Origin of the sequence: Cytobacillus sp. BC1816, from assembly GCF_051353635.1 — a bacterium.
GTDB classification, from domain to species: domain Bacteria; phylum Bacillota; class Bacilli; order Bacillales; family Cytobacillaceae; genus Cytobacillus; species Cytobacillus oceanisediminis_C.
The window spans coordinates 3,264,159-3,278,445 of the sequence record NZ_CP195611.1 but is presented as its reverse complement, the minus strand read 5'-3'; the positions used below and the strand labels follow the sequence as shown (position 1 = coordinate 3,278,445).

Annotated in this window: 16 protein-coding genes; 14 read left to right on the top strand and 2 right to left on the bottom strand. The window is 42.6% G+C overall.

Annotation, left to right across the window (positions count from 1 at the left end; genetic code table 11):
• The first annotated feature begins 29 nt into the window (after positions 1-29).
• Positions 30-1,001 carry an HD domain-containing protein gene (locus ACR42H_RS16570; RefSeq protein WP_436371981.1) on the top strand — a complete coding sequence of 324 codons (972 nt, stop codon included), beginning with the start codon at positions 30-32 and terminating at the stop codon, positions 999-1,001.
• A 50-nt stretch (positions 1,002-1,051) separates the two neighbouring features.
• Here the strand turns inward: ACR42H_RS16570 and ACR42H_RS16565 are convergent, their stop codons facing one another.
• Both ACR42H_RS16565 and ACR42H_RS16560 read right to left on the bottom strand, forming a co-directional pair.
• Positions 1,052-1,210, bottom strand: a complete 159-nt coding sequence (locus ACR42H_RS16565; RefSeq protein WP_166672456.1) for a DUF1682 domain-containing protein — start codon at positions 1,208-1,210, stop codon at positions 1,052-1,054.
• Between the two features lie 398 nt (positions 1,211-1,608).
• Positions 1,609-2,400: a DeoR/GlpR family DNA-binding transcription regulator gene (locus ACR42H_RS16560; protein WP_436371979.1), complete on the bottom strand. Its 792-nt coding sequence runs from the start codon at positions 2,398-2,400 to the stop codon at positions 1,609-1,611.
• 313 nt (positions 2,401-2,713) lie between these two features.
• On the opposite strand from ACR42H_RS16560, the gene ACR42H_RS16555 reads away from it, so the two are divergent.
• The 13 genes from ACR42H_RS16555 (at position 2,714) to ACR42H_RS16495 (ending at position 14,286) form a co-directional block, all read left to right on the top strand.
• Positions 2,714-3,916 (top strand): metallophosphoesterase family protein, encoded by a 1,203-nt coding sequence (locus ACR42H_RS16555; RefSeq protein WP_436371977.1) that lies wholly within the window; start codon positions 2,714-2,716, stop codon positions 3,914-3,916.
• 78 nt (positions 3,917-3,994) lie between these two features.
• Entirely contained in the window at positions 3,995-5,401 is a 1,407-nt protein-coding gene (locus ACR42H_RS16550) for a metallophosphoesterase (RefSeq protein ID WP_436371975.1), read from the top strand.
• 40 nt (positions 5,402-5,441) lie between these two features.
• Positions 5,442-5,621: a twin-arginine translocase TatA/TatE family subunit gene (locus tag ACR42H_RS16545; RefSeq protein WP_113881550.1), complete on the top strand. Its 180-nt coding sequence runs from the start codon at positions 5,442-5,444 to the stop codon at positions 5,619-5,621.
• A gap of 341 nt (positions 5,622-5,962) precedes the next feature.
• Positions 5,963-6,829 carry a PHP domain-containing protein gene (locus ACR42H_RS16540; protein WP_436371973.1) on the top strand — a complete coding sequence of 289 codons (867 nt, stop codon included), beginning with the start codon at positions 5,963-5,965 and terminating at the stop codon, positions 6,827-6,829.
• A gap of 32 nt (positions 6,830-6,861) precedes the next feature.
• Positions 6,862-7,497: a DapH/DapD/GlmU-related protein gene (locus ACR42H_RS16535; RefSeq protein ID WP_436371971.1), complete on the top strand. Its 636-nt coding sequence runs from the start codon at positions 6,862-6,864 to the stop codon at positions 7,495-7,497.
• Between the two features lie 140 nt (positions 7,498-7,637).
• On the top strand, positions 7,638-8,339 hold the full coding sequence (locus tag ACR42H_RS16530; protein WP_436371969.1) for a GntR family transcriptional regulator: 702 nt from the start codon (positions 7,638-7,640) through the stop codon (positions 8,337-8,339).
• 116 nt (positions 8,340-8,455) lie between these two features.
• On the top strand, positions 8,456-8,878 hold the full coding sequence (gene phnG / locus ACR42H_RS16525; RefSeq protein WP_113881554.1) for a phosphonate C-P lyase system protein PhnG: 423 nt from the start codon (positions 8,456-8,458) through the stop codon (positions 8,876-8,878).
• Positions 8,879-8,896: 18 nt separating this feature from the next.
• The gene (phnH, locus tag ACR42H_RS16520; RefSeq protein ID WP_436371967.1) at positions 8,897-9,517 is read left to right on the top strand and encodes a phosphonate C-P lyase system protein PhnH; all 621 of its coding nucleotides are present in this window, start codon (positions 8,897-8,899) and stop codon (positions 9,515-9,517) included.
• Entirely contained in the window at positions 9,505-10,638 is a 1,134-nt protein-coding gene (locus tag ACR42H_RS16515; protein WP_436371965.1) for a carbon-phosphorus lyase complex subunit PhnI, read from the top strand. The genes phnH and ACR42H_RS16515 overlap by 13 nt, the downstream gene beginning before the upstream one ends.
• Complete coding sequence (locus ACR42H_RS16510; RefSeq protein ID WP_436371963.1) at positions 10,631-11,485, top strand: alpha-D-ribose 1-methylphosphonate 5-phosphate C-P-lyase PhnJ; 855 nt, start codon at positions 10,631-10,633, stop codon at positions 11,483-11,485. The genes ACR42H_RS16515 and ACR42H_RS16510 overlap by 8 nt, the downstream gene beginning before the upstream one ends.
• A complete protein-coding gene (locus ACR42H_RS16505; RefSeq protein ID WP_436371961.1) occupies positions 11,486-12,331 on the top strand; it encodes an ATP-binding cassette domain-containing protein in 846 nt (281 codons plus the stop codon).
• Positions 12,332-12,373: 42 nt separating this feature from the next.
• Positions 12,374-13,552 carry a phosphonate metabolism protein PhnM gene (gene phnM, locus ACR42H_RS16500; protein ID WP_436371959.1) on the top strand — a complete coding sequence of 393 codons (1,179 nt, stop codon included), beginning with the start codon at positions 12,374-12,376 and terminating at the stop codon, positions 13,550-13,552.
• A gap of 29 nt (positions 13,553-13,581) precedes the next feature.
• Positions 13,582-14,286, top strand: a complete 705-nt coding sequence (locus tag ACR42H_RS16495) for a phosphonate C-P lyase system protein PhnL (RefSeq protein WP_436371957.1) — start codon at positions 13,582-13,584, stop codon at positions 14,284-14,286.
• Position 14,287 lies beyond the last annotated feature (1 nt).

Sequence of the window (14,287 nt, the reverse complement as noted above, 5' to 3'; positions counted from 1 at the left end):
GGTACACGTTTATCAAAGCAGGAGGATTTATGCTGATTAAAGATGAGCTATATGGAGAATACAAGCTTGAACACGTGCTGGAAGAATTAATCAGCAGCAGGCCGGTGCAAAGGTTAATGGGTGTACACCAGGGCGGAGCAGGCTATCTTGTCAATGAAAAATGGAATGTAACAAGGTATGAACATTCATTAGGCGTGATGCTGTTAATAAGGAAACTGGGCGGATCTGTGGAAGAGCAGATTGCCGGTTTGCTTCATGATGTTTCTCATACTGCCTTTTCCCATGTGGTTGATGGGGTTTTGGAAAATGAAGCAGAAGATTATCATGAACATATTTTTGAACGTGTTGTCCTTGAATCTGAGATCCCGGCCATTTTGAAAAGCCATCATCTTGATTATGAAAGGATCCTTTTTGAAGATTCACAATGGACATTATTAGAACAGCCTGCACCCGAACTTTGTGCAGACCGGCTGGACTACACGTTACGGGATATGTACCGATATGGCCATATTTCTTTAGGTGAGGCACACAGATTTCTGAACCATTTGATCGTTGTTGACGGTCAGATATATATTTCTGACCTGCAGGCAGCTGAGTGGTTCGTAAAAACTTACTATAAAGAAGTTATTGATTTCTTCATGGAACCCTTAAATATTTTTGCAAATGACTCTCTTGCAAAGGCCCTAAAAAGATCTCTGGAAAAAGAAATTATTCATTTGGGTGATCTCCTTGGCAAAGATGAAGAGGTATTAATGAAAATGTGGGAATCAGGGGATCAGGAAGTAAGGCGTCCACTTGAAAAAATGGAACATAACGTCAGGGCAGAAGAAAACAAGTTAGACTACGATATTCATTTCAAAGGGAAAATCAGATTGATTGATCCTTCCGTTATGATTAACAGCAAGCTCATCAGAGCATCCAGCCTGTCAGATGATGTTAAAAACAGTGGACAAAAAGCATATGAAAAAGCTAAGGAAGGTGTGTACATAAAAATTCAATAAGGATGGAAGCCTTATCACTGCATTTCGGGCAGGAATAAGGCTTTTCCATTTTATCGTTTATTCTGTTCCTTCTCTTTTTCATACTGCCGCTGCGGAGTCATTTTGGAAATGGCATCTTCCACAATTTCCTGTGCTTTCTTCGCTTCACGATCCTGTTTTTGTGCTTCTTCCTGAATGCGGTTTACATCCTGTGGAGTTTTTTCGCTCATATCATTTGCCTCCCTTTTTCCGTATGTTTTTAATGTTTCCGTTTTAGAAGGAAATAAACAATCCGGATAGAGATGAAACCAAAAGGCAGCTAAAAGGTAAAATGAAAGCGAAGGGGCTGAGATGATGACAGATTTCATATTGATGTTTATCTTATTTATTCCTGTATACGGGGTCTGATCTGGAGTTGTTTTGATCCGGAAGAAAGCCTGCTGTAGGGAAAGCGGTGGATGTATAAGGAAGAGCCCGAGATATCGGAAGGGCCATTCGCTTTACAAAAATGATGTCTTTGGTCAGTATCATCCTTCTAAATGCCATTTTTACATTTGCTTTCATTGGCCTCTTTTAAGAGAACTCTCAGTCACTCCTTCTAACAGCGGCCCGAGAGTTCCGTTTAATTTTATGTATAGACTTTCACCCATTTTAGCCCATTGAACTTGATTTCCTCCTCAGGCCAATTCTGCGGCAAATCCGCATCAGTAATGACAAAATCAATAGCCGAAAAAGGGCTTATATGGAAAAATGCCCTTTGATTCAGTTTTGAGGAATCGGCTGCCACATAAACCTGTTTAGATCTGTTTATCATGATCGAAGAGGCAGCTGCTTCATCAATAGTATAATCGCATATTCCGTCGCGGTTCATTCCTCCACATGAGATAAAGGCCTTGTCAAAATAAAAGTGTTCCAGCATCTGATTAGTTAGTGAACCTGAGGTTGAGCGCTGCAGGGGGTTCAAGGTCCCGCCAATCAGAATGACCCTGCCATTAAACAGTTTATTTTCCATTCTTGTATTTAATATTTCTGCGGCAGCCAGGGAATTGGTTACGATCGTTACATTCTCAACATTTTCTATCGAACCGGCAATATGAAGTGTTGTGGAGCCGACATCCAAAACGATTGTTTCTCCATCGGAAATAAAGCCTGCAGCAGCTTCACCAATTTTCTTTTTGACGGGAAGGCTTATACCAATCCTTTTATTGAATTGCTGCTCCTTCTCTAAGCCAAAATAGCATATCGCTCCTCCATGAATTCTTCGCAATTTGTTTCCCTTCTCAAGCCGTCTCAAGTCACTCCGGATTGTTTCTGGCGTTACACCTAATTTTCTGGAGAGATCCGCTACACTCACTTTATTCTTTATTTCTAATTCCCTGATAATCCTCCTGTGCCTTTCCGCAACGAACCCTTTTTTCATTATTGGTACCCCCGCTTTCATGTTATGGATATTATAGGGCTGAAGTTTTAAAAATTGAGGTCAAAAATATTAATTTATATAAAAGTTTTAAAACAGAAATGAAAACAAAAGAATACAAAGAGAGGATAGTCCCGAATTTCTTTCTTTCTTCCTATTAATCTTAGATGAATAATCGAAAATCATATTTTTGTTTATCTTTTTGCCTTTATTTTCTTTACTAAACAATCTATTGATATTAATACTTCGTTAATAGATTTACTCTAGGATTTTAACCGTAGGGGAAATTTTTTATCAATTCATGGAGGTAAGTCTGATGAAGAAAGAAAATGAAAGCAAAGGAATGGACAGAAGGGCATTTATTAAAGCGGGAGGAGCAGGGACATTAGCTTTAACCATGGCAGCTGCAGGCTTGCCTGGAGAATTATTCGAAAGCAGGGTTCAAGCTGAAGAGATAAGTGAAAAGCTGGATGGGCCAAGGCTTTCCTTCAATTCAGATGGGAAATTTAAAATTGTACAATTTAATGATACGCAGGATGATGAAAGGATCGACAGACGGACTATACAGCTGATGGAAAAGGTGCTTGATTCAGAGAAGCCTGATTTTGTTGTTTTAAATGGTGACAATATAACAGGCGGATGTGATACAGAATTAGAAATGAAGCAAGCCATGAATAATGTCGTCCAGCCAATGGAAAAAAGGGGAATCCGCTGGGCGGCTACATTTGGAAATCATGATGAGGACTCAACTCCAAAGAGCGGCATGGATGAGAGCGGTATGCTCAAGTTCTATATGAAATACAAGCATAATATGAACACCCCTGGACAAGAAGGCCTTTCGGGAACAGGAAATATGAATCTATTGATCAAAAAATCCAAAGGGAATAAGGCAGCATTTAATCTCTGGCTTTTAGACAGCGGCAGATATGCCCCTCAAACAATCGCCGGCCAGGATTTCAAGGGCTATCCAACATGGGATTGGCTGCGATTTAATCAGGTCAATTGGTATTATGAAAGATCCAAAGCAATAGAAAAGCGATATGGCTATAAAGTGCCTTCACTTGTATTCATTCATATTCCTCTATGGGAACACCGTTTTATGTGGTGGGGCAGTGTGGACGGCAGAACACAGGCCGGGCATGATTTGGCTGTGGCCAGGCATCAGATCAATGGAGAGCGCAATGAAGATGAGTGCCCCGGCCCGATCAACAGCGGCTTGTTTACAGCCATGCTGGATAGAGGGGATGTGAAAGGAGTATTCTGCGGCCATGATCATATTAATACATATTGCGGCAGCTACTATGGAATTCTGCTCGGATATGCCGGCAATACCGGCTTTGGCACTTACGGTCTTTCAGGCCCCGACAGAAACAGACTTCGGGGAGCGAGAGTGTTTAATTTAGATGAAAATCATGAAGGTGTTTTAGCAGATACACATATGGTTTTTGCCAAAGACTTCGGTATTGATTTAACAGCCAACGACCAGAGCATTGATCCGCTGCCGCTGGAGAAAAAATAGGCTAAAGCTGGCCTCAGCTTTTAATAGAGGACTGTGTTAAGAGTAGTCTGGAAAAATAGGAGAAGGAGTTTATAAATCATGAAGGATAATCGGACTGGACAAAGAGATGGAAATATATTTAAAAAAGAAATGGATCGTCGTGCTTTTTTGCAGAAAACGACCTTAGCTGCCAGTGCAACAATTGGATTATCTCTTGCTAACTCTCTTAATTTAATTACAGCAAGTGCTGCCTCTTCTGCTTCGATTATGAACTCCGCTGGCAAGAAACCGGATTTAGTTTTCCCGGTTATTAGTGACATTCATATTCATAACAGCAACACTAAAACACTTGAAAAGTTTATAAATACTTTAGAACAGCTGAATAAGATTGTTCCGAAGCAGGATGCTTTTTTGGTTGTAGGAGATTTAACCGATTATGGATATGCATCCGAATTCGATAAGTTTATGTCAGCTTATAATGCCCACAAACAGCCAGGTGCTGTTTCCATGTTTGCTATAGGGAATCATGACTATTGGAATGGCTTATCAGCAGCAGATGCACAAAAGCGATTCCTAGCAAAAACAGGCATGGAATCTATCCGCTATCACAAGGTAATCAAAGGCTACCATTTTATCATTCTGGGAACAGAAGATGGATTGACAGAGGGCACCTTTTCCGCGGAACAGATTAATTGGCTGGGTGAGCAGCTGAAGATTGCGCATGAAGATGATTGGAAAAAGCCAATTTTTGTCTTTCACCATCAGCCGATTAAAGGGACGGTCTATGGGAGCGAATGGGGCTTTACTCAAAATAGAGACCTTTTTTACAACACTTTAAAGGAATATCCGCAAGTCATCTCATTTTCCGGTCATACACACTATCCTCTTGATGACCCGAGAATCATTCACCAGAAGGATTTTACTTCAATTGGAACCTCAACTGGCGCCTATTTGTGGCTGGACGCAGGCAGAATTCAAGGGGAAGTGCCTGAAGGGGCAGATGTCCTGAATCAGGCATTAATTGTAGAGGTTCATAATAATAAGGTACTGATCAGGCGCCGCGATATTCATCATAATGATTGGACAGGAGAGCCATTTGAAATAAACTATCCCGCAAATAAGCGGAAATTTTCTTATACAGAAGACAGAGATAACAAGGCGCCTTTTTTTACCAAAGATGCGATGCTTTCCATTAATCATGAAATGACAACAGCCACTGGCATGGCCATTATGTTTACACAAGCCAAGGATGACCTGCTGGTTCATGACTACAAGGTAGTGGCAAGACATGCAAATTCAGAGGAAGTCGTGAAGGAATTTCTTGCTTTCTCGGAATTCTATAAAGATCCTGTGCCAAACCCTTTAACGTTAACAATTGAAGGATTACAGGCAAATACAGCCTATCAAATTGAGGTGCATGCTCTGGATGCTTATGGGAATGTATGTAAGAAGCCTTTGAGAGCTTTAGGGAAGACGAAAACAATGGCTGCCGCAAATCCCGTTTGATAAAGACGATTAGTAATAATAATCAGCAGGAGGGATGAACATGCTGCAAAATATAGGTATACCTGGATTAATATTAGTATTAGTTATCGCACTTATCATTTTCGGCCCATCGAAGCTGCCGGAAATTGGGCGGGCATTCGGCTCGACTTTGAGGGAATTTAAAAGCTCAACAAAAGAATTGCTGGCAGAGAACCAGGAAGACAGCAGCAAAACTAAATAACAAAACAGAAATGGGCCGGCTTTTTTGGAGTTGGCCCTTTTTCGTGAAGATTTTGAAAAAACTGTCTTCCAAATGGGGATATCGGCCACTTTCGGAAGTTTATCGGTCAGTAATAGCATATATCAGTCACTTTCCTGAAATATTGGTCAATTTTTGACTTATATCGGTCACTTTTCCAACCTATCGGCCAGTTGCTTAAATGCCGGGCTTATAATAAGGCAGTTCCACAAAAAGCCATAATAGGAATTACAAATTCTTAACAGAAATTTACATCCCATTAACCTATCTGGCTTGGCACCAAGTTATTCTAATTAAAAAGGCTATGAATAGGAGGAATGAAAATGAAAGCAGAGCTGCATTGCCATACGAATGTATCTGATTGCCCGCTATCGATTGATGAGGTATTGAATCTGGCCATTGCCAATGAGGTTTCACACTTGGCCATTACGAACCATGACACGACAAAAGGGCTGCAGGAAGCAATTGATCGTGGAAAGAGGTATGGAGTGGAGGTAATCCCCGGTATTGAAATTTCTGCTTTTGACTTTGACAGGGCACGCCGGGTTCACATTCTGGGCTATTTTATCGAACCAGGGCATAAGGCAATAGAAACGCTGTGCCAGCCAATCATTGAGCGGAGGCATAAGCTTTCATTTGAAATGGTTCAAAGGCTGATATCAGCAGGCTACAGCATAACATGGGAACGCTGTCTGGAGCTATCTGAGGGTGGAACCGGAGTTTATAAGCAGCATATCATGGAAGCTCTTATTGAAACTGGATATGCAGATTCTATTTATGGTTCCCAATACAAAAAATTATTTGGCCGCGGTCAAAATGGAGAATCGAAAGGAGTGGCTTTTATCCCGATGGAATATGTGGATGCGAGGCTTGCTGTTGAGGCAATTCTTGAAGCAGGCGGTGTGCCCGTGCTTGCCCATCCTGGCCAATATGGAAATTTTGAAAAAGTGCCTGAGCTGGTTGAAGCCGGCCTGCAGGGGATAGAAGTCTGGCATCCCCTTCATAATGAACAGCATGAAGAAATGGCAAGGAAACAGGCCATACAATATGGATTGACCATGACTGGAGGTTCCGACTTTCATGGGACTTACGGTGAGAAACCGGTTGTGCTGGGCTGCATGTCTCCGGGGGTGGAGAGAGTGCATGAATTAGCTGCAAGAAGGCAGAGACTGAAAAGCCAGCGATTATAGGCAGCACATATAAAGAGGAGTGGGATTTGCACATGTCAATGATTTATAAACCAAAAAAGGATGAAAAGCTCTCCGTTTCACCTGCTGTACATCATTCCAGCTTCATCATTGACAGCTATGCGGGAGAATGGACGTCAATCGGGGAAAGAAATAAAATTATCGAATCAAATTTTGGCGACTACACTTATACGATGGATGATGTAACAGTCAACTATGCAGAAATCGGTAAGTTTTGTTCCATTGCTTCTCATGCATGCATTAATCCCGTTCAGCATCCGATGGACCGGGTGACCCAGCATCATATGACCTATCGGAAAGTCGACTATGGCTTCGGCAATCAGGATGATCATGAATTTTTTGATTGGCGCCGTACAAACCGGGTTAAAATAGGCCATGATGTTTGGATTGGCCACGGTGCCATCATCATGAAGGGTGTTGAAATCGGCACGGGGGCAGTCATCGGCTCCGGGGCTGTTGTTACAAAGGATGTTGAACCCTATACAATTGCAGCGGGCGTGCCCGCTAAACCGTTGAAAAGAAGATTCACTGAAGAAACAGCTGTAAAGCTGTTCGAGATTGCCTGGTGGGATTGGCCAAGAGAAAAGCTGGAAGCCCATTTTGAAGAATTAAATGATACGGAAGCTTTCATCAGGAAATTTGGGAGCTAAACCATAGCCTTACAAGACCCAGTCACTAAAAAGATTGGGTCATTTTCATTTTTTATAAAAACATTACATTCACGTAACTCTCCATATAAACTCTTTTTTTAGACTTAAATTGTTTCTGGATTCCGAAAGGGGCTGACTGTATGAGTGAAAAAATGTTGCTGGTAGACGAGCTGATTACCCAAATAAAGGAAGGGAAGTACAAACCAAATGAAAAACTTCCTTCTGAGAATGAGCTTGCAGATCAATATAGGATTCCAAGGATGGTTGTACGGAAAGCGTATGAACAATTGCAGGATCTGGGATTCATTTTTTCAAAGCAGGGAAGGGGCAGTTATGTCCAAAATAGGAAACAGCAGATTCCGCTGATTTTAACAGGAAATATCAGCTTTAGTGAAAAGATGAATGAGCTTGGGTTTGACTTCAGGTCGCAGAATGTTTGCTTTGAAAAAATCACCTATGAATCTGATATCTATCATTCGTTAAAAGTCAATCTGCAGGATGAAGTATACAGAATTTCCAGATTAAGAATCGTGGACGGCTGCCCGATTGCCTTGCATACATCCTATGCAGCCAAATCAGTCTTTCCGCAAATTGATAGGGATGGACCGGGAATTACCTCTATTTTTCATTATTACAAAACGCAAGGCTATAAAGAATTCACTTCGGGCCAAAGTCAGCTGAGTGTGGTTTTCCCGAATGAATCTGAACGGAAAATCCTGCAATGCTCGAATTTGATTCCGCTTTTGCTCCTGAAGTCCCTTTGTATGGACAAAGAGACGGGAACAGTACTGGAAGTCTCGAGAATCAAATATAGGAGTGATTGCTTTACCTATTTAATTTAATTTAATTTGGCTTTGAGTTAATAAAACTCTTACATAATTTACACTTCTTTAACATCCGCCAGCTTGGCAACAAGATAGATTTAAGATGCAGAACAAAAACAGATGGAGGCCAAAAGGTGAAAAGAAAACAGCGAACAGAAATTTTGATTGAAGGTTCACATGAATTGGCAAAATCTTTAGCGAAAGAAATTGAGCAAAAATATTCAGTTTCTGTTATACAGGAACCGGAAAATGGGCTTGTGATGTTAAAGGTTAGGGAGACTTCCAGGAACAGCCTGTTTTATTTAGGGGAAGTGCTGGTGACAGAATGCAAGGCAAAGGTGGAAGGAAAGATCGGCATAGGGATTGTGAAAGGCGATCATCCAGATCTGGCTTATCATCTTGCCGTGATTGATGCGGCCTTTCTCGGGGATCTTCCCGAAACCAAACCATGGGCCGGGATACTCGAAATTGAAAAGTACTATATAGAACAGAATAGAAAAGCAAAGAATGAAGCTATTTTGAGAACAAAAGTCAGCTTTGAGACGATGGATGTTTAATAGAAGGAGGAACAGGCGTTGAAATTAGATGTTGTTCATGACCTGCAATCTGTATATAGAAAATTAGTCGATTCCACATCAAGGCCAGGGCTGATATCAGACCTGGGCAAGGAAGCTGCATTGCTTGACGGGGGGAATGCTGCTGGCTGCTCCAGATCGCTCTTACTGCTGGCGCTAACGCTGCTTGATCCTGAGGTTACATTTAAAGTGTATGGCAGTGAGGCTGAAGCAGTTGAGGCAGAAATCAATCAATTAACATTCGCAAAAGCGGTGCAAGCGGATCAGGCAGATTATTTATTTCTCCTGAAGGATGCCGGGGCAGGGTATCTGGAACATGCCATTGAAAATGCGAATCCAGGCACGTTCGCAAACCCGCATAAATCCGCAGTGATTATAGCAGAAACTGGTGCGATTACTGAAGGTGACAACCTGCTATTAAGTGGACCCGGCATTCAAACAAAAACAGGAATCAATGTAGAACTGGCAGGGGATTGGATTGAAAAACGCAATGAAAAAAATAGGGAGTATCCAACAGGGGTGGACCTGGTATTCGTGGACCGAAATCATCAGCTATTATCACTGCCAAGAACGACTCAAATAACAGAAAGCAGGGAGGTGGAGAAGGAATGGGTTATGTAGGGGTAAAAGGCGGGACACTGGCCATTGAAGAGTCGATTAAACGATTGAAATATGAAAGGCTGCATAAGGAGCAAGTGCTGGAAACCGGACAGATTGAAGCAGGGATGAGAGGGTTAATCGATCAAGTGATGTCAGAAGGCAGCTTATATAATGAAAAGCTTGCTGCATTAGCGATCAAGCAGGCTGAAGGAAATCCGGAAGAGGCGGTATTCCTGCTCCGCGCATACCGCTCAACCCTGCCGAGAAAGTACTGCTCGAAAATCATTGAAACCGGGGAAATGAAGGTTGAACGCCGGATTTCAGCAAGCTTCAAGGATATTCCCGGCGGCCAGATTTTAGGGGCGACAACTGATTATACTCACCGGCTCCTGGATTTCAATCTGATGAAGGAAACGGAAAAGACGGTAAAAGAATGGCTGTCATCTTATGCTTCAGACAATAACCCACTTGATGAACTGCTGCAGGAGCCTGATCTTATATTACCGAAGGTGCTGGATTATTTGAGGAAAGAAGGCTTGATTCCTCCACTTGAAAACAATGATGCTGAGCCGGATGATGTGACGAGGGAAAGCCTTGACTTTCCATCAAGCCGCAGCCAGCGCCTGCAAATTTTGACAAGGGGAGAAACAGGGGCTGTTACTTCACTGGCATATGCGGTTATCAGAGGCTATGGCGCTCTGCATCCGACTGTTGGTGAGCTAAGAGTTGGAAGCCTGCCAATATACGTGGGCCATCCGAATGAAGAGGGCAACGATGAAGATGACTATTACATTGGTGATATAAAAACAACAGAAGCGGAAATGCTTATGCCTTTTATGACCGAAAAGGAGAAAGGGAAAAAGGAATTGGAGTTTGAAATCGGATACGGATTATGTTTCGGACAGAATGAGACAAAAGCCATCGCTATGGGCATTCTGGATAATTGTCTGGAGCATCCTGATAATAGCTTCCCAAGCCATAATGAGGAATTTGTCCTCTTCCATATTGATTCTGTCGAGTCAACTGGCTTCATATCACATTTGAAAATGCCGCATTATGTAACGTTCCAGTCGAAGCTTGACAGTGTGAGAAAGACAAAAGCGAAAGCAGACGAACGTGAGGAGGTGCAGGCATATGATTAACGCCTATAACTTTGCTTTCTTTGACGAAGGTTCGAAGCGGGAAATTAGAAGAGCCACATTAAAAGCGATTGCAATCCCGGGTTATCAGGTTCCATTTGCTTCAAGGGAAATGCCGATTGGAAGGGGCTGGGGGACAGGAGGCCTGCAGCTGACACTCTCATTGATCGGGAGAGAAGATGTATTGAAGGTGATTGATCAGGGCTCAGATGAATCTGTCAATGCAGTCAGTATTAAAAAGCTTGTATCTGATACAACAGGTGTTCAAATAACGGAACATACTTCTCAGGCGACCATGATTCAATCACGGCACAGAATCCCGGAGGTACCGCTGAAAAAGGAACAAATCCTTGTACTGCAGGTACCGCTTCCTGAACCGCTCCGATATTTTGAATCCAGTGAGCATGAAACGAAAAAGCTTCATGCAGAAAAAGAATACAGCGGTGCCTGGCTCATGCTCTTTGAACAAATCATGAAATACGGAAGCATGACAACAGGTGCAGATCATCCGGTCATGGTTCACGGCCGCTATGTAATGGCACCAAGCCCGATCCCGCGCTTTGATAATCCGAAAATGGATGAAAACGAAGCACTCATATTATTGGGAGCAGGCCGCGAAAAGAAGATATATGCAGTTCCGCCATTTACGAGAATCGTTTCCCTTGATTTTGAAGATTATCCGTTTGAAAAGGAAAGTTTTGATGGGAAATGCTGCAGATTGTGCGGCTCTGAGGGAGTGTTCCTTGACGAACTGATCGATGAGGCAACAGGAGAGGCGTATTATCAATGCAATGATACCAGCTATTGCTATGAAATATTAAACAAAGCTGAAAAGGCAGGAGTGAATTAAATGACTGAATTTGAGGTTCCGGTCTTATCTATAAAAAACTTAAACAAGCAATTCGGTCCCGGCTGCGATCATTGCAGAAACCCTGAGCCTTTGACCCTGATCAAAAATTACTGCAGTGTGTGCGGAACGGTCTATGCGTGCAGGAATGTGTCATTTGATGTCTACCCTGGAGAAGTGCTTGGAATTGTAGGGGAAAGCGGAAGCGGCAAGTCCACCTTAATGCAATGCCTGTACTTTGACCAGGAAACGACCTCAGGTGAGGCGTATATTTCTTCCTACCAGAATGGGCTGAATAATCTTTTTGAGGAATCCTCCCAGCAAAAACGGTATATCCGCAACCACTTAATGGGGAAAGTCTATCAAAACCCTCTATCGGGATTAAGAATCGACTTTTCTTCGATTGGAAATATTGCCGAAAAATTGATTGCAGCCGGCAGCAGGAATGTGGGAATGATGGAAGACAGGGGATCAGAGCTGCTCAGCAAGGTGAATATTCCCGTCCATCGCCGCAAAGAAGCTCCAAAGAATTTTTCCGGGGGAATGCAGCAGCGTGTGCAAATTGCCAAGGCACTTTCTAATCAGCCTCCGATTCTCCTTTTGGATGAGGTTACGACCGGACTGGATCTATCTGTACAGGCAAGTGTTTTGGATTTAATTAAAAGCCTGCAGAGAGAGATGAATATTAGTATTGTGCTGGTTTCGCATGATTTGGGCGTTATCCGGATGCTTGCGGACAGAACATTGGTCATGCTGGAGGGACAGGTCATTGAACAGGGGCTGACAGATCAAATACTCGAAGATCCTCAAGCTCCATTTACTCAAAGCTTGGTTCATTCGCTTCTTTAAGGCTATTCGGAAATATTTCATTTCAAATTAGGGGGAAGCATATTGTACGTCATTACGAACGGAAAACTTATTACAGAGGATACTATTTTGCAAGGCTATGATCTTCTGATTGAGAATGATAAGATCAGCAGAATTGCTCCAAGGGGGGAAATGAAATTTGAAGATTCCATGGAAGTGATCGATGCAGCGGGCGGCTATGTCTCACCTGGATTTATCGATATCCATTCCGACTATATTGAGCATATGGCGGCACCGAGGCCAACCTCATTAATGAACTTTCATTTAAGTCTCAGGGAAGCAGAGAAGGAGCTCATATCCCATGGAATCACAACGATGTTCCACTCCCTTTCCCTATTTAAAGAAACAGAATATGCCTACAAGCCGATTCGGGAACCGGAAAATGTCAGAAAACTCATTGACCTGATAGATGAAACGCACAGTACGAAGCATCTTGTTCGCCATCGCTTCCATGCACGAATGGAAATTGATAATGTGGATGAAATCGAAAACCTCAAAAGTTATATAAGCGAAGATAAGGTGCACCTGATTTCGTTTATGGACCATACACCCGGACAAGGGCAATATCGTCATCTGGAAATTTATCGGAACACGGTTAAAAGCTATAACAGTATGAGCGATGCTGCTATAGACGTTTTAATCCGAAATCACCAAACGAAGGAAAAGCTTTCTGCTGAGGATATGAAGGAGATCGCAGAGCACGCACGGGCACATAATATAGCGGTTGCTTCACATGATGATGACAGTTTCGAAAAACTGGAGCTGGTCAAAAGCTTTGGCACGAACATCAGTGAATTCCCGATTACCCAGGAGGTAGCCTGCAAGGCGAAGGAGCTTGGCATGTATACAGTGGCCGGTGCACCAAATGTTCTGCTTGGAGGCTCCCATAGCGGTAATCTGGGTGCAGCAGATGCAATTCAGAATGAGTCGATTGATATATTGTGCAGCGACTATTATCCGGCTGCCATGCTTCATGCCATTTTTGAACTGGTAAGAAATTATGGGATGGATCTGGCAGACATGATCAGGCTTGTCACCATTAATCCGGCAAAAGCCGTGAACATGGATGAGGAAATCGGTTCAATCGAGGAAGGAAAAAAAGCAGACCTTTTGATCATTGAAAAATTGGCAGACGATTTTCCGGTAATCACGGGCGTATTCGTTGATGGGAAGCTGATTCAAAAAACGAATTACAGAATTTAATACTACTTTGAGAGAAAGCAGGTGGATCGGTGGAAAATCTATTGGAAATCAGGGAACTGTCCAAATCATTTACCCTTCATAATCTCCGGAAGAATATCCATGCAGTGAGCGGCATTGATATCAGATTGGGGGAAGGAGACTTTGTTGGGATTACTGGAAAAAGCGGGAGCGGAAAATCAACAATCCTGAAATGTATTTTTGGAACATACAGACTTCAGCAAGGAAGCATTTGGTACAATTCCAAAAAGTTCGGTCCTCTCAATATTGCAGAGGCAACAAATAGACAAATGATTTATTTGCGCAAGCATGAAATAGGCTATGTATCTCAATTTCTGACTGTTATGCCAAGAACGACTGCCAGACAGCTTGTAAAGCAGGCCATTGTTGAAATGGGACGGGACCAGGTTCATGCTGAGAAAGAGACAGAGCAGATCCTTTCTCATTTCGAGCTGGATCCAGAGCTATGGGACAGCTATCCTGCCATCTTTTCTGGCGGGGAAAAACTCAGGCTCAACATTGCCCGGGCGATGGTCAAGAAGCCAAGGCTGCTTCTTTTGGATGAACCGACGGCAAGCCTGGACTATGAATCTAAAATCAAGGTAAAAATTTTAATAGAACAATTAATGCATGAAGGTACGTCGATGCTGGGAATCTTCCATGATCTCGAATTTATGAACAACTTATGTGACAGGGAATACAACATGCAGAATGGCGTATTTACATTATCTCATTAAT